The organism is Bradyrhizobium sp. ARR65 (assembly GCF_000472385.1).
GTDB lineage: Bacteria > Pseudomonadota > Alphaproteobacteria > Rhizobiales > Xanthobacteraceae > Bradyrhizobium.
In genome coordinates this window covers 18,207-38,058 of sequence record NZ_AWZU01000037.1, presented here as the reverse complement: position 1 = coordinate 38,058, position 19,852 = coordinate 18,207, and the positions used below count along the sequence as shown (strand labels likewise).

Genomic DNA, 19,852 nt, shown 5'->3' with positions numbered 1-19,852 from the left:
ATTGCTGGAAAGCGGAGACGGATATGAGCTTAACGGTCAATCCTTCGGCGTCTGCGCCCACTCCTCTCCGTTTTCCGGCGTTTTCAGTCGATGGCCTTGCGGGGACGAGCTTCAAGCCCCAGCACCTCTCCGCAATCCTCGCCGACGGCAAACAGCGTGGCTTCTTCGAGGTTCACGCCGAAAATTATATGGGTGAGGGCGGAGCTCCTCATCGGGCGCTGGAAGCCGTGCGTCGCGAGCATCCGGTTTCGGTGCACGGCGTCTGCATGTCGATCGGCGGACCGCAACCGCTCGACAAGACGCATCTGGCGCGCTTCGGCATGCTCGTCGAGCGCTATGAGCCGATTCTGGTCTCCGAGCATCTGGCGTGGTCGACGCACGAAACCACCTATTTCAACGATCTCCTGCCTTTGCCGTACACCGAGGCCACGCTAAGTTTGGTCTGCGACCACATCGACGAGGTGCAGGAGGCGATCCGCAGGCCCTTGCTGCTTGAAAACCCCTCGACCTATGTCGCCTTCCGCGAATCGACGATGGGCGAGACCGAATTCATCCGCCGCATCGCCCAGCGCACCGGCTGCGGGCTGCTGCTCGATGTGAACAACGTCTTCGTCTCCGCGACCAATCACGGTTTCTCCCCGCTCGACTATCTGTCCGACTTTCCGCTCGCGTTCGTTGGCGAGATTCACCTGGCCGGTCATGCCGAGCAGAGCGACGACGAAGGCGACATGCTGCTGATCGACAGCCATGATTGTCCTGTTGTGGATGCTGTGTGGAAGCTGTTCGAAATCGTCGTCGGACGATGTGGACTCATTCCGACATTGATCGAGTGGGACAGCAACATCCCAGCTTGGCCGATTCTGAAGGCCGAGGCCGCTGCAGCTCAGGCAATTCTTGACTGTTACGCAGCCATCGCGCGGGAGGATCGTCATGCGGCCGCTTGAAGACGCTCGCGAGCTGAGCTACGCGAGCGCCTTTACGCTAGGGCTCCTCGATCCCGGCCAGCCAACGCCGCTCGCCGTTACCGGTCCAGCTGGCAAGGCTGCAGCCAGGCGTTATGACGTCTATCGCAACAACGTCACGGTCAGCCTCATCGACGCACTCGCCGCGATCTACCCTGCGGTCCAGCGTATCACCGGCATCGATTTCTTCCGCGCCATGGCGCGCCTCCATATCCGCAGCAATCCCCCGACCTCGCCGCTGCTGTTCGAATATGGGCGCGATTTCCCGGCGTTTATCGACGATTACGAATATGCCAACGCGATGCCATGGCTTGCCGATACCGCGCGGATCGAACGCGCGTGGCTCGACGCCTATCATGCCGCCGACGCGGAGCCGCTGCCGCCGGCTGCATTGGCCGCGCTCCCGTCCAATAAGATGGCTGATGTCGTCTTTACCGTTCACCCCGCAACCCGGATCGTTCGTTCACATTTTTCGGCCGTGACGATTTTCGCCGCCAACCGCAGCGACGGTCCTGTGGGCGCGATCGATGCCTCCTCGCCGGAAGATGCCCTGATTACAAGACCCGATATCGATGTCGTCGTCAGGCGCCTGCCGCCGGGCGGGGCCGTATTCCTGTTGGATCTGATCTCAGGACGATCGCTGGGCGAAGCGGCTGCGTCGGCGCTGCAGGTGTCGCCGTCGTTCGATATCGCCTCTGCCATCGGCGGGATGATCGAGGCCGGCGCATTCACCATGGCACTCCTGGAGACGCATGATGCTCAGTGATCAACGAGCTGCCGCTGTCGAGCCGTTGCAGTTGCTGGCAGGACTGGCCGACAGAGCGAGCCGCCTGGTGCAGGCGGTGGCATTGCCTTCCCTGGTTCAGCTCGTGATGCGCGTGGCGCTGGCGGTGCCGTTCTGGCGCTCCGGCGTCCTCAAATGGGACGGTTTTTTGCGGTTGAGCGACACTGCCGTGACGCTGTTTACCGACGAGTTCATGCTGCACCTGCCGGGCGGCCCCTACCATTTTCCAGCGCCGACCGTGGTGGCCTTCCTCTCCGGATCGGGGGAGATCGTGTTTCCGGTTCTACTGGTGCTTGGGCTTGCTAACCGCTTTGCCGGGCTCGGATTGCTGTTCATGACCGCGATCGTCGAACTCACGGTGCCGGATGGGTGGCCGATCCATCTCACGTGGGCGGCGATGGCGCTCGGCATCATGGCGTGGGGACCGGGCCGGATCTCAATCGACTATCTGTTGCGCCGGTTCCTGCAGCTATCGGAGGATGGCCATTAGGCGCGCCGCGAAAGGGAGGTGCGCGCGCCTTACGGCATCACCAGCTTGCGATACAGCGCACTGTAGCAGGCGGCCGACAGGCTCCAACTGAAACTGCGTGCCATGGCGCTGCGACGCATGGAGTCGAGGCGGTCCTTGGCGGTGAAGGCGGCAAACGCCCGGCGGATGCCGCCGAGAAATGCCTCGGTCGACGGCTGTTCGAACAAGAATCCGGTTTCGCCGTCGGTGATGGTTTCGGCGAGCCCGCCGGTCTGGCGGCCGATCGGCAGCGAGCCGAAACGCTGCGCATACATCTGGCTCAGTCCGCAAGGTTCGAAGCGCGACGGCATCAGCGTGAAATCGCTGCCGGCAAAGATGCGTCGGGCCTGCGCATCGTTGAAGCCGATGACGACCGCGATCGCATCCGGCCTGCGCCGATGCGCATCCACCAGCGCCTGCTCGAATTGCATCTCGCCGGAGCCTGTCACCACGATCTGGCCGCCGGCCTCAACGATTTCGTCGGCGGCCGAGAGCACGAGGTCGATGCCCTTCTGGTGCACCAGCCGCGCGACCAGGCCGAACATCGGGCCGCGCGAGACGGCGAGCCCGAACTGCTTGCGCACATAGTCGGCATTGGCCTGCTTGCCGTCCCAGTCGCCGGCGCCGAAGGGTTGGGCCAATTGCGCGCAGAAGCGCGGGTCCCAGCTTTCGTCGATGCCGTTGAGAATACCGGTTAGCTGCGCGGCCTCCGAGCGGATGCGCAACAGGCCTTCCAATCCGCAGCCAAACTCGGCGGTCGTGATCTCCTTCGCGTAGGTCGCGCTGACCGTCGTCAAATGCGAGGCATAGACGAGACCGCCCTTGAGGAAGGACAGCTTGTCGTAGAACTCGAGCCCGTCGATATGGAAGACGTTGTCGGGCGCGCCGATCCGGCGCAACGATTCCTTCGGGAAGAGACCCTGATAGGCGAGGTTATGAATGGTCAGGATTGTGGGGATCCCGGCGCTGCGCCAGGCGAGATAGGCCGGCACGAGGGCAGCCTGCCAATCATTGGCGTGGACGAGGTCGGCTGCCCAATTCCTGTCCAGCTTGCCCATCGCAAGTTCGGCAGCGGCGGAGGCGAGGCGACCGAAACGGATATCGTTGTCCGGCCAGTCGCGCCCTTGTTCGTCGCCATAAGGATTGCCCGGCCGATCGTAGAGCTCCGGGCAAAGCAGCAGGTAGATCGGCAGGCCGTCCTTGGTCGACGAACGGCCGAGCGTGCAGGCCGGCATCTCCGCGAACGGCGCGCATTGGCCAACGATCTGAATATGCGTGAATTGTTCGACGACGTCCCGGTATCCAGGAAGGAGGATGCGGACGTCGCTCCACGGGCGCAGCGCCCGGGGAAGAGCGGCGGAAACGGCGGCCAGTCCGCCTACGCGGACGAAATCGTCCATCTCCGTCGTGACAAAAAGGACCTTCAAACAATGCCCCGTACGAGTGCCCCGTTGCCGAGGGTCGCGCTGTCAGATGCTGCCATGCAAGAAAAGGTCCAGTTTCTCTCAATTCAAAGCCGCGCGCACCGAAAGCCCGTGCGGCGGAAAGCTTCCCCAACAGGATTTCAACCTTTAGGGTCGCTTGCGCCGCGCGCCTCGAAGGCAAGCGTTTCGCGTCTAGGGAGACTTGAGAAATGACCATAACGAAAAACGATGAGGGCCATTTGACAGGTTGCCTTGCCGGCCTTCGCGTTCTCGATTTTTCGACCACGATCGCGGGCCCGCATTGCGCGCGCATGCTTGCCGACATGGGCGCCGAGGTGATCAAGATCGAAGCGGTCGAAGGCGAGACCATGCGCACCCGTCCTCCCCTGCGCAACGGATACTCGACCGCGTTCGGCCAGCTCAATGTGGGTAAGAAGAGCGTGGTGCTGGACCTGAAGTCGCCCGAAGGCATCGAGGCGGTGCGGCGGCTGGTCGCAAGCGCCGATATCCTGGTCGAGAATTTCCGGCCGGGCGTGATGCGGCGGCTCAGGCTGGATCATGAAGCGCTACGTCCGCTCAACGAGCGGCTGATCTATTGTTCGATCTCCGGCTATGGCCAGAATGGGCCATCGGCCGAACTGCCGGCCTATGCGCCGGTCATCCACGCCGCCTCCGGCTATGACATGGCGCATCTGGCCTATCAGCCCGGCCGCGAGCGGCCGGACTACTGCGGCATCTACCATGCCGATGTCTTGACCGGCGTCTACGCCTTCGGGGCGATTTCGGCGGCGCTGTACCAGCGCAGCCAGACCGGGCGCGGCCAGCATATCGACGTGTCGATGCTGGAATCGATGCTGAGCCTGACGCTCAACGAGGTGCAGTGGTCGCAATTCCCGGTGAAGCAGACGTCGCGTCCATTGTTCGGGCCGATCGAAACGGCGGACGGCTATGTCATGGTCGCGGTCGCCAGCGAGAGGACCTTTCAGAGCCTCGTGAAGGTGATCGGCCACCCCGAATGGGTCAGCGATCCCCGATTTGCGCTCTATGCCGATCGCCGCAACAACTGGGCCGATTTGATGGACGGCGTGGAGGCCTGGTCGCGCACCGTGACGACAGAACAATGCCTGGCCGAGCTGAACAAGGAGGGCGTCCCCTCATCTGCCTACCGCACCGTCGCGCAAGCCTTGGCCGATCCGCAGCTTGCCCATCGCGGCGCGCTGGCGGAGGTGGAGGATGGCGGCGGTCCATTCAAGGTACTCAACCTGCCGTTCCGGATGTCGGGTGCGAGGGTCGCGGCCGGCCGGCGGATCGCCGCGCTCGGCGAGCACACGAGCCTGCTGCTCCAGGAGGCCGGTCTTTCCGAACAGAAGAGTGCGGCCCTTTCAGGCAAGCAGGCTGCGGCCGAATAGCGGCGTCGGGCCGCATGGGAGGCAATACGGCCCTTGCCTTGCCATGGGGCTTTGATCCCAATAAGCAGGTTCGCGCGGTCAGCGCCGTCGGGGCAGCGGCTTGAAGCAAAAGAGCAAGAAAACGGGAGAGGAATCATGAGGAGTTTCCAGGTTGCCGATTTCCATGCGCCTTTGAAAGAGGTGGAGCAGCCGACGCCGCAGCCCTCGGGGACGCAGGTGCTGATCAAAGTCAAGGCGGCCGGCGTCTGCCATAGCGATCTGCACATCTGGGAAGGCGGCTACGATCTCGGTCATGGCCGCAAGCCGTTGTCCTTGAAGGATCGCGGCGTGTCGCTGCCGCGTACCATGGGCCATGAGACGGTCGGCGAGATCGTCGCCTTCGGGCCTGATGTGAAGGAGGCCGACAAAGGCGATCTGAAGGTCGGCGATGTCGCGCTGGTCTATCCCTGGCTCGGCTGCGGCCAATGCACGACCTGTGTTGCCGGCGATGAAAACATGTGCCTGAGGCCGCAATCGCTCGGCGTCTATTGCGACGGCGGCTATGCCGATCACATGACGGTGCGCCATCCAAAGTATCTGTTGAACCTGAAGGGCCTCGATCCCGTCACCACTGCGCCCTACGCCTGCTCGGGCGTGACCACCTACAGCGCGCTGAAGAAGGTCGAGAAAGACTTCGATACGCCGATCGTGATCTTCGGCGCCGGCGGGCTCGGCTTGATGGCGCTGTCGCTGTTGAAGGCGATGGGAGGCAAGGGCGCCATCGTCGTCGATATCGACGCCAGGAAGCGCGACGCGGCGGAGAAGGCGGGCGCGCTCGCGACCGTCGACGGCAGCGCACCGGATGCGCTGGAGCAATTGACGAAAAAGGCGGGCGAACCCATCCGCGCGGTGATCGATCTCGTCGGCAATGCCGCCACCACCCAGCTCGGCTTTGATTGCCTGACCAAGGGCGGCAAGCTCGTGATCGTCGGCCTGTTCGGCGGCGGCGCGCCGTGGGCGCTGCCGCTGATTCCTATCAAGGCGATCACCATCCAGGGCAGCTATGTCGGAAACCTGCGCGAGACCCAGGAATTGCTCGATCTCGTCCGCGCCAAGAAGATCCCGCCGATCCCGGTGACGACGCTGCCGCTCGCCAAGGCCAACGACGCGCTGGTCGACTTGCAGAAGGGCCGGCTGGTCGGCCGGGCGGTGCTGGTGCCGTAACGCTCCCGTCATTCCGGGGCGATGCGAAGCATCGAAGCCGGAATCTCGCGCCGCAACCTCTGGATTCCAGGTTCGCTCGCATTGCGAGCGCCCCGGAATGACGTCTCTACAAATAAGGAAACCCCATGTCCGCAAACAGTGCGCTTCATATCGCCGTGCTTCCTGGCGACGGCATCGGGCCTGAAGTGATGGCGCCGGCGCTGGAAGTCTTGCGCAAGGTGGCGGCGAAATCGGATCTGAAATTCCGCTTCACCGAGGCGCCGGCCGGGGCCAACCATTATCGCGAAACCGGCAAGTCGATGCCGGATTCCACCATCAAGCTGTGCGAGGAGGCGGACGCGATCCTGCTCGGCGCCTGCGGGCTGCCGTCGGTGCGCTATCCCGACAATACCGAGATCGCGCCGCAGATCGAATTGCGCTTTCATTTCGATCTCTATGCCGGCGTGCGCCCGGCGCGGCTCATTCCGGGCGTACCCAGCCCGATCCTCGGTGCGGATGCACGCGGCATCGACCTGGTGCTGATCCGCGAGTCCACGGAAGGACTGTTCGCGTCGATGGGCAAGGGCGTGGTCACGCATGATGAGGCACGCGAGACGCTTGTCATCACGCGTAAGACCTCGGAGCGGCTGTTCGAGTTTTCCTTCAAGCTCGCCCAACGGCGGCGCGCGCGGGGGCGTAGCGGGACCTTGACCTGCGTCGACAAGGCCAATGTGTTCAAGGCCTTCGCCTTCTTTCGCGAGATGTTCGATGAGGCAGCTCAACGTCATCCGGAGGTGAAAGCCGAACACCTCTATGTCGATGCTTGCTCGGCCATGCTGGTCAAGCGGCCCTGGGATTTCGATGTCATGGTGACGGAGAACATGTTCGGCGACATCCTCTCCGATCTCACCGCCGGCCTGATCGGCGGCATGGGCATGGCGCCGTCAGCCGACATTGGCGATCGCCATGCGGTGTTCCAGCCGTGTCACGGCACCGCGCCCGACATCATGGGGCAGGGCAAGGCCAATCCGACCGCGATGATTCTCTCCACCGCGATGATGCTGGACTGGCTTGCAGACAAGCATGGCCTTGCGAGCGCAGCCGATGCGGGCGAACGTATCGAGCGCGCGGTCGACAAGGCCTATGCCGATGGCATCAAGCCCATTGAATTTGGCGGCAGCAACGGAACGGCCGATATTGCCGAAGCGGTGCTGGCAGCGCTGTAGCCTGAGCGGCGATCGATAGGGGCTTGGCGCCCGATCTGATCACCAGCCCCAACTATTCCAGCCGCCGCCCCAGCCCCAACCTGGCCGGGGGCCCCAGACTGGCCGGGGGCCCCAGACTGGGCGTGGGCCCCACGCCGGGCCCGGAGCGAAGGCATAGGAGCGGCGCCAGCCCGGACCCCAAGCATAGGTGCGGCGCCAGCCGGGACGCCACACGCGGCGCGGACCCCATGCAACGCGCGGACCGGGACGTCGCCAGCAGCGACCAAACCGATCGCAGACCAAGCGGACCTGCTCGACATTTGCGGCCTGGCCGGTGATCTGCTTGGCCTGAGGAAGGCCGTTTGGCATCGCGGCGGCCGCCGGACCGGCGGTGAGCGCAACGCCGCCGAGCGCGGCCAAGCCAACAACAGCAGCTTTCAGTTTCATGGGCTGTCTCCCTTGTTGGAGACTCCAAGAACCGCTAAAGCATCCTTTGGTTGCAGCGCCGGCGTCGCGAAATCGCTGCTCGCGGCACTCTCGTCCGCTTGCACAAAAAGAAAGGGGGCTTGCGCCCCCTCACGTTCTAGTACCAGTGGTGCCAACGATGCCAGCGGTGCCAGCGCCAGTACGGGCGCGGACCGTAGTAGCCGTAGGCGCCATACCAGTTCGGACGCCAGAAGCAGCGTCCCCAAGGATTGCAGACCCAGCGGGCCTCTTGGATGTTTGCGGCCTGGCCGATGATCTGGCCGGCTTGCGGAATGCCATTCGGCATTGCGAAAGCCGAACCTGCACTGAATGCGACGCCGCCAAGTGCGGCCAAAGCAATGAGAGCAGATTTCACTTTCATGGATGTCTCCTCCTTCGAGACTCCAGAACTCCTGTAAGATCAGTTAGTTGCGGTGCTGTCGGGATGCTGTCCGCGATTTAATCTACCTGAACGTCGGTTCAGCCAAGCGCGGTTCACGCTTGCGAGCGGATCGCGCCTCTACCGTCCCTTGAATTGCGGCTTGCGCTTTTCCATGAAAGCGCGGCGGCCCTCGCGAAAATCCTCGCTGTCCATGCAGGCGATGCCGATGTCCTTGATCGCTGCCATGTCGCGATCGCCGGAGTCCTTCAGCACTTGCGCGATGGTGATCTTCGCGGCCTTGATCGCCAGCGGCGCATTGCCGGAGATAGCGCGCGCGATCTCCATGGTCGCATTCCACAGCTCGCCGTCGGGGAGCACGCGCTCGACCAGGCCGATGCGCAGCGCCTCCGAAGCATCGATCCGCATGCCCGTGTACATCAGAAGCCGCGCCCAGGACGGCCCTACCAGCGACACCAGATGCTTGAGGCCGTCATAGCCATAGGCGATGCCGAGCTTGGCCGCGGGAATGCCGAACTGACCATTTTCTGCGGCGATGCGGATGTCGGCGAGCATCGCCACCAGCATGCCGCCGCCGAGGCAAAACCCGCGGATGCACGCGATCGTCGGCTTCGGATAGTCGGCGAGCAGGGTCCTTTGTGCAGCGCTGCGCCTGGAATATTCCTCCGAGGCTTGCGCGTTGTGCCGTTCCTTCTCGAACTGGCTGATATCGGCGCCGGAGACAAAGGCCTTGTCGCCGGCGCCGGTGAGGATCACGACGCGCACATCCGGATCATCGCGCAATTCGGTCAATGCGAGGCCGAGCCCCTCCCACATCGCAAGCGACATCGCATTGCGCTTCTCGGGATTGTTGAAGGTGATGACGCCGATGCCGCCCGTGATCTCCTGCAGGATCTTGCCGTCGGCGTAGGACTTGGACTTGTTGGGCGTATCCAGCATGAAAGCGGCTTTCGCTAAAGGAAGGACCGGCCTTCAGTGAAGGCCGGTCGAAGCTTAGCTCATCGGCCGCCGGGCCGGGGATGATTTATATGCACCGCTGAGCTGCGGCCCTTCGGCGAGGGATCTTGCATCTACCGCGCCATATGCGCGGTCAGCGAACGACTGAAAGATGCTTTGCGAGGATGGCCGCGTTGAGCACGCGGGCCAGGCATAGCGTCCCGAATCCTGCAGCACCGAGTGCGCCGATGATGGCCGGGCTCGCTCACACTTGTTGCGTGATAACGAATATGCGGCCGCGCGTAACGCTGCGGCGCGCGAGAGCGGCTAGCGCTGAAAAGTTCTATTCGTTGGACAGCTCGAAGCCGTCACGCTCGCTCGCGGCAGGCCACTGAGGGCGCCGCCGGGCGGATATATGGCCTGGCGATGCGATCGTTTGCTGGCTGATCGGGCAGCCTTGGTCAATCGCGATCATGGCGCAAAGGATCATGTTCGCACCCGGACCCATCGGCCGCTCGCTGCGAGGCTTACTCTTCGTTGGCCGCGATCGATTCCATCAAGGACACGAGCTGGCGCTGAACCGTCTGATCCTTGATCTTGCTGTAGGCCCGGAGCAGCCTCAGGCTGAATGCGCTGTCGAGAAACAGCAGGCTCTCGACTTCCCGCGACTTGTTGTCGCCGTCATAGAAGAACGTGACGGGCACATCGAGCGCGGCTGCGATCTGCTGAAGGCGAGCGGCGCCGACGCGATTAACGCCCTTCTCGTACTTCTGCACCTGCTGGAAGCTGACGCCGAGCTTTTCACCCAGCTCCGCTTGCGAGATCTTCTGTTCGACGCGCCGCAACCGGATGCGCTTACCAAGCTCAATGTCGGGTTTGCCGGCACTGCGCTGCTTCATCTTCTTCGCCGCTGATTTGTTCATTCTGGTGTTACCGTCCTTCGGTCGAAAAGCCCCTGGATCAATGGGTCAGGGGTGCACCCATATATACCGCTTTGAGTTCCCGTGAATGTATGAATTTGTTTCCAAATCACGGGTCTTCGCGGGATCGAAGGCTCTACTTGCCCATCCAACAATGTAGCGCAGCATCGGGCTGTGCGTATTTGTGCAATGGTAGCAGGGCCAAGTGTCGGACCAACTCGGCTTGCGCCTCAGTGGTATTATTCTCCTGTACAGGGCGGCGTTGATGGTGGCGTGCCGGTCAGTGTCACCCGCCGGCGTGAGCGTGTGTTTCCGTTGCGATCCGCCTCGTTCCATCAGCAACCCGCTCAATCCTCTCGAACTGCTAAATTGGCAGAATACTGCGCAAATCACAACCTGAACGGGTCTCTGGCGTCACCATTTCATCGCCTATCCGTAGTCTTACGGTCAGTTCTGGGAAGTTATCGCCATGATTTTACGGTGGATTCGTGGACGTGGGGGTGCGTCGTTATTCCGCGTCCGGCGTTAGCACCCTCAGAAAGGCCTTGGTCGAAATGATCAGGCGCGCAGGCTGCGTCGCAGCGAAATGGTATTCGAATCCTCCTGTCGTTCATGTTATCGTTGCGGAGGCTTCGACCACATCTCGCAAGCCCGGGAATGGAAACAAAGACGGTGGCTAATTCAGACGAACAATTGCTTGCGGCTCTCGCGAAGCTCGAGGAATGCCGGGGTATGCTCGCCGCGGGCGGGAAGCGCGATACGGCCAACCTGGTCTCTGTCGCTATTCTCGACCTTCGGATGCGGCTTTACCACATCGGCGACGCCGAGCTGAGGGCGTTGTGCGAAGAGATGGCGGCGAACACGGAAGGGGGATCGCGCGAGGCGGAGCAAGCTCAAGGGTTGCATGGGCGGCCGCTGCTGCGCGTCGTGAAGTAGTTGAAATTCCTGTTCAGCGCGGCGCGCGGGCGCGATGCCGCATTTGTGATCCCGACATCCGGAATGTGAGGTCCCCAGCCGCTGGAGCTCGCCCCGTCGCTTCGGTAGCTACTTCCGAGTAGCCGACAACGGTGTTCGTTGCGCAACTATCTTTATCCGTTACATGAAGCCGAATTGCTCCACCTCAAGGCTTGAACCTTCCCGGCAAGAGCCTTCAGGAATCGGGCAGGAGACATCGACAAGCGCATGATCCAGAATGTCACGATCCCGGCGGCGCTGATCGCGGGCCTGGTCAGCTTCCTTTCGCCCTGCGTGCTGCCGCTGGTGCCGCCCTACCTGGTCTATCTCACCGGCGCCACCATCGAGCATATCGAAAGCGATGAGCCGGTATCGGGCTCACGGCGCGCGGTGATGTTGTCCGCCGCCCTGTTCGTGCTCGGCTTCTCCACCATCTTCATCCTGCTTGGTGCCAGCGCCTCCCTGATCGGCGAACTGATCCGCGCCTGGTCGGCGCAACTTTCGATCCTGGCCGGCATCGTCATCATCCTTATGGGGCTGCATTTCCTGGGGCTGACTCGGATCGGGCTCTTGATGCGGGAAGGCCGTCTGCCTATCCCAAGGCCGGTCGGGCTGTGGGGCGCTTATGTGATGGGGCTCGCCTTTGCCTTCGGCTGGACGCCCTGCATCGGTCCGATCCTCGCGGCGATCCTGTCGATTGCAGCGGCCGAAGCCACGGTGACCAAGGGCGCCGGCTTGCTGGCGGTCTATTCTGCCGGTCTCGGCATTCCCTTCCTGATCGCCGCCCTGATGGTCGAGCAATTCTCGGCGCTGTTTGCGCGCATGAAGAAGCACCTCGTCACCGTAGAGCGCGCGATGGGAGTCCTGATGATCATCACCGGCATCGGCTTTCTGACCGGCGCGGTATCGAGCGTCAGCATCTGGCTTCTGGAAACCTTCCCGATGCTGCAGAACATCGGCTGAAGCTGTGACGTGAGGTAGAGCCACTTTCCGCGGACTCGAACGAACCTCCTTCATTCTACTGCATGTCCGCCAGCGCGCAGGTGATCGTACAGACCACGCCGCGCGGCAGAAAATCCACGGTGGCCTCGCCGCCGAGTTGATCGCGGGCGCTGCGCTCGATCAGCCGCGAGCCGAAGCCGCGCTGCACCGGTGCGGTGACCGGAGGTCCGCCGCTCTCCCTCCAGATCAGCCTGAGCTGGGGATTGTTGTTCTCGCTTAAGATCTCCCATTCGACCGCAACCGTGCCGGTGTCATTGGACAGCGCGCCATATTTGGCGGCATTGGTCGCGATCTCGTGTACGATCATCGACAGCACGACCGCGACCCGCGGCGGCAGCGGCACACGCGGGCCAAGCATCCTGATCCGGTCGGGACTGTTGATCAGATAGGGCTGCAGCACGCGGTCGAGCACGTCCTTGAGCTCCGAGCCCTGCCATTTCTCGCTCGAGAGCAGGTTATGCGCTTCGGCCAGAGCGCCGAGCCTACCCTCGAATTTCTCGCGCTCGGTCTTGGTGGCGCCGCGGAAGGTCTGCACCGCGATCGCCTGCAGGATCGCCAGCGTGTTCTTGACACGGTGGTTGAGCTCCTCGATCAGAAGGTTGTGCAGCATTTCACCACGCGCGATTGTGGTGGCCATCCGCACCGCAAAGGCGAGGCCGACGAGAAGCAGCAGGCCGCCGGTGAGGCTCGTGATCGCAAGGTCGCGCCAGAGCGGGGCGACCAGGGAGCCCTCGGAAACGCCGGCCGCGACCGTCCAACCCGTGAGCGGAGAGCGGGAGTAGGCGGTGATGAGCGGCACGCCCTCCAGCGAGGTGCTCGTCAGCGTGGCTTCGTCCGTCTGGAACATCTGGTCATAGAGCGACGATGTTGCGCGCTTTCCGAAAGTTGCCGCCGGGTTCGGGATCCGCGCGAAGACCTTGCCTTCGCGGTCGAGCATAGTGACGGTCCAGTCGGCGCTCGGGCGCTGCTTCTCGATGATGCTCTGGAATACCTCGAGCGGAGGGCTGAACGAAATGTCGTAAACCACCGTGCCGTCGCGAAACACCGGCACCTCGACGGTCAATACCGTCCGCTTTTTCACCACGCCTTCGAACAGGTTTGAATATTGCGGCTGCCTGCTCGCAAACACCTGATCGACCATCTCGCGGTTGTTGCGCACCGGCAAGCTGGGCGTGTCGAGCTTGCGCGACGAGAACACGAGCTGACCGTTGCGGTCCGCGACCAGGATGACGCCGTCTTTGGCGTATTGGTCGAGAAAGCCCGAGGCCATCGCGCCGAAATTGGCGAAATCGCCGCTTCGCAGCGCGTTGGTCAATGCCAGCACCTGCAATCCGCCCGTCATGCGACGCATCTCGGCGTCGAGCGTGATGCGGATGCTGCGCACCGTTTCCAGCACGCGCTGGGTCGCTTCTCTGCGGTCCTTCTCGTAATCGTGATAGACAATGCCGACCGCAAACAGGATCAGCGGCAGCGTGGTGCCCGCGACCAGAAGCACAAGACGCACTGGCAGTGAGAGCTTTGACACAAGCGCCCCAGATTGGCCGCCCAACCACTGGTAGCATAAGAGAACCGCGCCGACTCGGCCAAACATTTTGCGCAACAGGCGGGCCTGGCTTGTCCGCGCGGTTAGTCGGCGCGACGCAACTGGGCTTGTGGAGTTCCGCCCTAGAGATTGCTCTCGGTAATGGCCGCATAGACCATGGTGCGCAGCTCCCGTCTCAGCGGATAGGCGCTCGAGGGCAACACCTGGGTCATGAAAATTGTAATCAACTCCTCCGCCGGATCGATCCAGAACGAGGTCGTCGCCGCGCCGCCCCAGGAATATTCGCCGCGGCTGCCGGGGATCAGCGTCTTGGCCGGGTCGAGCGTCACCGAAAAACCGAGCCCAAATCCGATGCCGTTATAGGTCGCCTCCGAAAACAGCGAGCGCGACATGCCCGGCAAATCGAGCCCATTCGGCAGATGATTTGATGTCATCAGGGCCAGCGTCTTCGGCCCGATCAGCCTCACCCCGCCGAGCTCACCGCCGTTCAGCAGGGCGCGGCAGAAAATCAGATAGTCGGAAGCCGTGGAGCACAATCCGCCGCCGCCGGAGATCAGGGAAGGAGGCTGCAGGAAAGAGCTGGTGGCCGGATCGTCTTGCAGCGTTAGCCCGCTTCGGCGTTGGCCGGCGTGGAAGGTCATGCCGCCTTGGGGATCGGCCGAATAGCAGGCCGCGAGCCGATGCGCCTTCTCGGCCGGTACGTAGAAATCGGTGTCGTTCATGCCGAGCGGATCGAAAATCCGCTCCTTCAGGAATTGCTCGAAGGGCCGATCGGCGATCTTTTCAATGAGATAGCCCACCACGTCGGTGGAGACGGAATAATTCCAGGCCTCGCCCGGCGAGAACTCCAGCGGAATACTGGCCAGCGCCTCGATCATCGATTGCAGCGTTCCGGCCTTTTCGATCTCGCCGATCTTGGCGGCGCGATAGGCCGCGTCGATGTTGGAGCGCTGCTGAAATCCGTAAGTAAGCCCGGAGGTATGCCGCAAAAGGTCCACGATCAACATCGGTCGCGACGGCGGGCGGGTCAGGAAAGCGGGGGCTGTGCCGGCCACGAACACGCCGAGGTCCTTCCATTCCGGAATGTATTTGACGACTGGCTCGTCCAGCGCGACGCGGCCTTCCTCGAACAGCATCATGAAGGCGACCGAGGTGATCGGCTTGGTCATGGAATAGATGCGGAAGATCGTGTCGTCCTTGACCGGCACCTTGCGCTCGATGTCGGCATAGCCTTGTACGGTCGAGTGCACCAACTTGCCCCGACGATAGACCAGGAGCTGGGTTCCCGGAAAACGGCCGGAGTCGATATAGCGCTGCTTCAGATGCGCCTCGAGGCGGGCGAGGGCGGCGCCGGACATGCCGGCGGATTCGGGCGAGACGAGGGGCGGGGCTAGCATTGGACCTCTTGTCGCGGAAGCTGGATACATGGATTTGATAGCCGAAACCGGCTCTCAGTCCAACCGGCTGCTTACGAAGCTGCGCAACTGGTGTAGGTTGTGCGACGACGTACCTAAAAAAATCCCGGGTAGGAAATCAAAATGGCGCAATTCAACGAAACCGAACTGACCGCCGCCGTCGTGAAGAGCTTCGAGCAGACGCCGAATCCGCGCACGAAATTCCTCCTGCAGGAATTGGTGAAGTCGCTGCATGACTATGTCCGCAGGACCGACCTGACCTTCGCGGAATGGGAATATGCCATCGATTTCCTGACCCGCACTGGACAGAAATGCTCCGACATTCGCCAGGAGTTCATCCTGTTGTCCGACGTGCTGGGCGTGTCCATGCTGGTCGATGCCGTCAATCACCGCGACCGCGACGGCGCGACCGAGACCACGGTGCTCGGGCCGTTCTATGTCGGCGAGCACAAGGTGACGCCGCACGGCACCGACATCTCGGCCAAGCTCGAGGGCGAGCGGATGTTCGTGCAAAGCCGGGTCACGGATCTCGCCGGCAGGCCGCTCGCGAACGTTCCTGTCGACGTCTGGCATGCCGATGGCGATGGCTTTTACGACTCGCAAAAACCCTCCTTCGCCACGGAAGGGGCCTCGTCGCGGGCGCGCTTCATCACCGACGCCGATGGCCGCTTCTTCTTCCGCACCATCCTGCCGTGCAGCTATCCGATCCCGACCGATGGCCCTGTCGGCGAGATGATCATGCAGACCCGCCGCCACCCAATGCGGCCTGCCCATGTCCATTTCCTGGTCAACGCGCCCGGCTACGAGCCGTTGATCACCCACGTCTTCATCGGCGGCGACAAATATCTCGATTCCGACGTGGTGTTCGGCGTGAAGGATGAGCTGGTGGCTCAGGTTGAGACCCGCAGCGACGCCACGATGCCGGATGGCACGAAGGCGACCGGGCCGTGGCACCTGATGACTTACGACTTCCATCTGAAGCCGGGCGAGGGCCTCGCGCCCAAACCGCTGGGGGCAAAGGTCACAGAACCTGCATGACTTGAGCGCTTTAGGGTCGCCGAAGGACCCTTATGAACTCATGCCTCGCAATAGCGCTCCGCACCGCTTCTAGGTGGTGGCTTCGGCCGCGGTCACTGCGTCGCGCTATCCGACCGCCGTTTCACCTCGTCGATTGACGTCGGTCTTTGCAAAGTCCTCGCCCTTGAACAGTAGCGGCTCACCACGAGTCACTGCCAACGCGTAAGAAAAGCAGTCGCCATAATTCAGGGCGGCAGCATGATCGACTTTGCCGTAGCGACGCCGGGCCCCGGGCGCTTTGGGTTCAAGCTCTATGCATCTGCTCATTTCTTGTGCGTCGCACAAGAAATGAGCGAACCGGCATTCAAGGAATAAGCGCGCCGCTAATTTTTGGTGCGAAATCGCGCTTGCAAAAGAATCGGGCAATTCGTCTAAATCTTTGTCCTGACAAGATAATTCTCACTGCGGTCATTTGGCACGAAGCTTGAAATAGAGCTTCTGACGCCACCGACGCCGTCCTTCGCAAAACCCTCATCCGAATTGTGACACCGCCACGACTGGGGCCTCCCCAGGGCGCGCGGTCGTGCACTGCCGCACGATGAAAGGAAGATTTTTATGAGCGATCAGAACCCGACCTGGATATCGGACTGGAATCCCGAAGACGAAACGTTCTGGAACTCGAAGGGCAAGTTCGTCGCCCGCCGCAATCTCATCTGGTCGATCGTTGCCGAGCATATCGGGTTTTCGGTGTGGCTGATCTGGAGCATCGTCGCGACCAAGCTGCCGCAGGCCGGCTTCCATTATTCCACCGACGAGCTGTTTCAATTGGTGGCGCTGCCGGGCCTCATCGGCTCCTTGATGCGCTTTCCCTATACCTTTGCGGTCACCACGTTCGGCGGCCGCAACTGGACGATCTTCAGCGCGTCCGTTCTCTTCATTCCGACGCTCGCGCTCGCTTACTTCGTGAGCCATCCGGAAACGCCGTTCTGGCTGATGCTGGTGGTCGCCTCCACCGCCGGGCTCGGCGGCGGCAATTTCGCCTCCAGCATGACCAATATCTCCTTCTTCTATCCGGACAGGATGAAGGGCTGGGCGCTCGGCTTGAATGCTGCCGGCGGCAATATCGGCGTCTCCAGCGTGCAGCTCTTGACGCCCATCCTGATGGGGCTCGGCATCATCAATCTCTATCAGGCCACACCGGTCGGCGGCGTGTACCTGCAGAATGCCGGCCTGATGTGGGTGCTGCCGATCGCGATCGCGGTGTTCGGCGCCATCTTCTTCATGAACAATCTGACCACGGCGAAGGCCTCGATCAAGAACCAGCTTGCGATCGTCAAGCGCAAGCACACCTGGATCATGTCCTTCATCTATGTCGGCACGTTCGGCTCCTTCATCGGCTACTCCGCCGCATTTCCGCTGCTGCTCAAGACGCAATTCCCGGCTGTTACCATCGGCATCGCGTTTCTTGGGCCACTGGTGGGTTCACTGGCGCGGCCGCTCGGCGGCTTGCTCGCCGACAAGGTCGGCGGCGCGATCATCACCTTCTGGAATTTCATTGCGATGGCGGCGGCGACGATCGGCGTCCTCTACTTCGTCGGCAACAAGGAGTTTGCGGGCTTTCTCGTGATGTTCCTCATCCTGTTCGTGACGACAGGCATCGGCAACGGCTCGACCTACCGCATGATCCCCTCGATCTTCCGCGAGCAGAACCTGCAGAAGGTGAAGGGACAGGGCGATGCGGCGCGCGCGGTTGCGCTGAAGACAGCAGGCATCGAAAGCGGCGCCGCGCTCGGCTTCATCGGCGCGATCGGCGCCTGCGGCGGCTATCTGATCCCGAGCGGCTTCGGCAAGTCGATCGCGCTGACCGGCGGCCCGCAGCTCGCGCTCGTCATCTATCTCGCCTTCTACGCGGCCTGCCTCGCGCTGACCTGGTGGTACTACCTGCGCCGCTCGCCTGCGGCCGCCGGCGCAACCAGCCTTGCCGAGGCGCGCGTGTAAAGCGCGTCATCTTCCGATCGCGGCCCTCGCCCGGCTGGTCGGGCGAGGGAGACCAGCCAAGCAGGAGAACAAGATGACACCGGAGCAGGTCACACTGGTGCAGCAGAGCTTTTCCAAGGTGGCTCCGATCGCCGATCAGGCCGCGGTGGTCTTTTATGAACGGCTCTTCGAGGTCGCGCCGCAGGTGAGGGCGATGTTTCCCGACGACATGACGGAGCAGCGCAAGAAGCTGATGGCGACATTGGCCGTGGTCGTGAACGGCCTGTCAAACCTGGAAACGGTCCTCCCGGCGGCCGGTGCCTTGGCCAAGCGCCATGTCGCCTATGGTGCCAAGCCCGAGCATTATCCGGTGGTCGGCTCCGCGCTGCTGTGGACGCTGGAGAAGGGGCTCGGCGAAGCCTGGACGAGCGATATCGCCGAGGCCTGGAGCGCGGCCTATGGCACGCTCTCCGACTTCATGATCGAACAGGCCTATGGCCGGCGCGAAGCTGCCGAATAGGAGCCTCTCGTGAGCGAACCGCTGGTCATCGTCGGCAACGGAATGGCGGCCGCGCGTCTGGTCGACGAGCTCGTCAAATCCGCGCTTGGCCGCTACGCCATCGCCGTCATCGGCGAGGAGCCGCGGCTTGCCTATAACCGCGTGCTGCTGTCGTCGGTGCTCGCCGGCGAGACCGCCTCCCACGACATCGAGCTCAAGCCGGCGTCCTGGTGGCGCGAGCGCGGTGTCACCTTGAAATATGGCTCGCGCGTCACCGAGATCGATATCGGGCGGCGCGAGCTCAAGATCGAGAACGACGAGAGCGTCGAGTTCTCGAAACTGGTGCTGGCGACCGGCTCGACCGCCATCCGCCTCAACGTGCCCGGCGCCGATTTGCCCGGCGTCAACACCTTCCGCGACAGCCGCGATGTCGATCTCCTGCTGACGCTCGCCGCGAACAAGAAGCGCGTGGTTGTGATCGGGGGCGGCCTGCTGGGGCTGGAAGCGGCCTATGGTCTCGTCAAGGCGGGCGCGCCGGTGACGCTGGTGCATCTGATGGACCGCCTGATGGAGCGCCAGCTCGATGCGCCGGCAGCTCACCTCTTGAAATCGCTGGTCGAGCGCAAGGGCATCGACATTCTACTCAACGCCAACACTGCGCGGATTCTCGGAGAAGCCTGCGTCGAAGGCGTCGAACTGGCCGATGGCCGCCAGATCGAGGCGGATGCGGTGATTTTCGCCGCCGGCATCAGGCCGAATGTGACGCTTGCGAAGGAGGCGGGCATCTCGGTCAATCGCGGTATCGTGGTCGATGATTGTCTGCAGACCAGCGCGGACGGAATTTTCGCGCTCGGCGAATGCGCCGAGCATCGCGGCATCTGCTACGGCCTGGTCGAGCCGGCCTACGAGCAGGCGCGCATGCTGGCGCGGCATCTTGCCGGCCGCAAGGCGGCCTATGAGGGCAGCGTGGTCGCGACGAACCTGAAAGTATCAGGGGTCAGCGTGTTCTCCGCGGGCGATTTTCTGGGGGCCGAGGGCAGCGAAAGCATTGTCCTGAGCGACGCAAGCCGCGGCACCTACAAGAAGCTCGTCATCGCGGGTGGCAGGCTGACCGGCGCGGTGCTGATCGGCGATGTCACCGATGCGCTCTGGTATCTCGAACTGATCCGCTCGCGCGAGCCGATCGCGCAGATCCGCAAAGCCATGATGTTCGGCCGCGCGCTGGCGCTGGCCGCCAAAGCCGCATGAAG

20 protein-coding genes are annotated in these 19,852 nt (G+C 62.7%); 12 read left to right on the top strand and 8 right to left on the bottom strand.

Annotated features, from left to right (window positions below; translation table 11 throughout):
- The first annotated feature begins 23 nt into the window (after positions 1-23).
- From bufB to F758_RS0130700, 3 genes are read left to right on the top strand one after another with little or no spacing between them, the layout of a single operon-like run.
- Complete coding sequence (gene bufB / locus F758_RS0130710) at positions 24-944, top strand: MNIO family bufferin maturase (protein WP_024511497.1); 921 nt, start codon at positions 24-26, stop codon at positions 942-944.
- Positions 931-1,728, top strand: coding sequence for an HvfC/BufC N-terminal domain-containing protein (locus F758_RS0130705; RefSeq protein ID WP_024511496.1), 798 nt, complete (start codon positions 931-933; stop codon positions 1,726-1,728). The genes bufB and F758_RS0130705 overlap by 14 nt, the downstream gene beginning before the upstream one ends.
- Entirely contained in the window at positions 1,718-2,236 is a 519-nt protein-coding gene (locus tag F758_RS0130700) for a DoxX family protein (protein ID WP_024511495.1), read from the top strand. The genes F758_RS0130705 and F758_RS0130700 overlap by 11 nt, the downstream gene beginning before the upstream one ends.
- 29 nt (positions 2,237-2,265) lie before the next feature.
- Here F758_RS0130700 and glgA read toward each other — a convergent pair whose 3' ends face one another.
- A complete protein-coding gene (glgA, locus tag F758_RS0130695) occupies positions 2,266-3,681 on the bottom strand; it encodes a glycogen synthase GlgA (RefSeq protein ID WP_024511494.1) in 1,416 nt (471 codons plus the stop codon).
- Positions 3,682-3,887: 206 nt separating this feature from the next.
- Between glgA and F758_RS0130690 the strand changes: the two genes are divergently transcribed.
- The 3 genes from F758_RS0130690 (at position 3,888) to F758_RS0130680 (ending at position 7,495) form a co-directional block, all read left to right on the top strand.
- Entirely contained in the window at positions 3,888-5,087 is a 1,200-nt protein-coding gene (locus F758_RS0130690) for a CaiB/BaiF CoA transferase family protein (RefSeq protein ID WP_024511493.1), read from the top strand.
- Positions 5,088-5,222: 135 nt separating this feature from the next.
- Positions 5,223-6,290: an alcohol dehydrogenase gene (locus tag F758_RS0130685; RefSeq protein WP_024511492.1), complete on the top strand. Its 1,068-nt coding sequence runs from the start codon at positions 5,223-5,225 to the stop codon at positions 6,288-6,290.
- Between the two features lie 125 nt (positions 6,291-6,415).
- Positions 6,416-7,495, top strand: coding sequence for an isocitrate/isopropylmalate dehydrogenase family protein (locus F758_RS0130680; RefSeq protein WP_024511491.1), 1,080 nt, complete (start codon positions 6,416-6,418; stop codon positions 7,493-7,495).
- Between the two features lie 39 nt (positions 7,496-7,534).
- Here the strand turns inward: F758_RS0130680 and F758_RS0130675 are convergent, their stop codons facing one another.
- The 4 genes from F758_RS0130675 to F758_RS0130655 form a co-directional block, all read right to left on the bottom strand.
- Positions 7,535-7,921 carry a hypothetical protein gene (locus F758_RS0130675; protein WP_024511490.1) on the bottom strand — a complete coding sequence of 129 codons (387 nt, stop codon included), beginning with the start codon at positions 7,919-7,921 and terminating at the stop codon, positions 7,535-7,537.
- Between the two features lie 136 nt (positions 7,922-8,057).
- The gene (locus F758_RS48260) at positions 8,058-8,321 is read right to left on the bottom strand and encodes a hypothetical protein (protein ID WP_024511489.1); all 264 of its coding nucleotides are present in this window, start codon (positions 8,319-8,321) and stop codon (positions 8,058-8,060) included.
- Between the two features lie 138 nt (positions 8,322-8,459).
- A complete protein-coding gene (locus F758_RS0130665; protein ID WP_024511488.1) occupies positions 8,460-9,278 on the bottom strand; it encodes an enoyl-CoA hydratase in 819 nt (272 codons plus the stop codon).
- Between the two features lie 524 nt (positions 9,279-9,802).
- On the bottom strand, positions 9,803-10,198 hold the full coding sequence (locus F758_RS0130655; protein WP_024511487.1) for a helix-turn-helix domain-containing protein: 396 nt from the start codon (positions 10,196-10,198) through the stop codon (positions 9,803-9,805).
- A 654-nt stretch (positions 10,199-10,852) separates the two neighbouring features.
- Here F758_RS0130655 and F758_RS0130650 point away from each other — a divergent pair.
- Positions 10,853-11,131, top strand: a complete 279-nt coding sequence (locus F758_RS0130650; protein ID WP_051387074.1) for a hypothetical protein — start codon at positions 10,853-10,855, stop codon at positions 11,129-11,131.
- A 246-nt stretch (positions 11,132-11,377) separates the two neighbouring features.
- Positions 11,378-12,112, top strand: a complete 735-nt coding sequence (locus tag F758_RS0130645) for a cytochrome c biogenesis CcdA family protein (protein WP_024511485.1) — start codon at positions 11,378-11,380, stop codon at positions 12,110-12,112.
- A gap of 55 nt (positions 12,113-12,167) precedes the next feature.
- Here the strand turns inward: F758_RS0130645 and F758_RS0130640 are convergent, their stop codons facing one another.
- Positions 12,168-13,676: a sensor histidine kinase gene (locus tag F758_RS0130640; protein ID WP_024511484.1), complete on the bottom strand. Its 1,509-nt coding sequence runs from the start codon at positions 13,674-13,676 to the stop codon at positions 12,168-12,170.
- A gap of 140 nt (positions 13,677-13,816) precedes the next feature.
- A complete protein-coding gene (locus F758_RS0130635; RefSeq protein ID WP_024511483.1) occupies positions 13,817-15,091 on the bottom strand; it encodes a serine hydrolase domain-containing protein in 1,275 nt (424 codons plus the stop codon).
- 141 nt (positions 15,092-15,232) lie between these two features.
- On the opposite strand from F758_RS0130635, the gene F758_RS0130630 reads away from it, so the two are divergent.
- On the top strand, positions 15,233-16,147 hold the full coding sequence (locus F758_RS0130630) for an intradiol ring-cleavage dioxygenase (protein ID WP_024511482.1): 915 nt from the start codon (positions 15,233-15,235) through the stop codon (positions 16,145-16,147).
- Between the two features lie 105 nt (positions 16,148-16,252).
- Here the strand turns inward: F758_RS0130630 and F758_RS52110 are convergent, their stop codons facing one another.
- Entirely contained in the window at positions 16,253-16,552 is a 300-nt protein-coding gene (locus F758_RS52110; protein WP_245286626.1) for a type II toxin-antitoxin system VapC family toxin, read from the bottom strand.
- A 189-nt stretch (positions 16,553-16,741) separates the two neighbouring features.
- Here F758_RS52110 and F758_RS0130620 point away from each other — a divergent pair, with 189 nt between their 5' ends.
- From F758_RS0130620 to F758_RS0130610, 3 genes are all read left to right on the top strand, one after another.
- Complete coding sequence (locus tag F758_RS0130620) at positions 16,742-18,124, top strand: MFS transporter (RefSeq protein WP_024511481.1); 1,383 nt, start codon at positions 16,742-16,744, stop codon at positions 18,122-18,124.
- A gap of 73 nt (positions 18,125-18,197) precedes the next feature.
- Entirely contained in the window at positions 18,198-18,623 is a 426-nt protein-coding gene (locus F758_RS0130615) for a globin family protein (protein WP_024511480.1), read from the top strand.
- A gap of 9 nt (positions 18,624-18,632) precedes the next feature.
- On the top strand, positions 18,633-19,850 hold the full coding sequence (locus tag F758_RS0130610) for an NAD(P)/FAD-dependent oxidoreductase (protein WP_024511479.1): 1,218 nt from the start codon (positions 18,633-18,635) through the stop codon (positions 19,848-19,850).
- Positions 19,851-19,852: the final 2 nt, after the last annotated feature.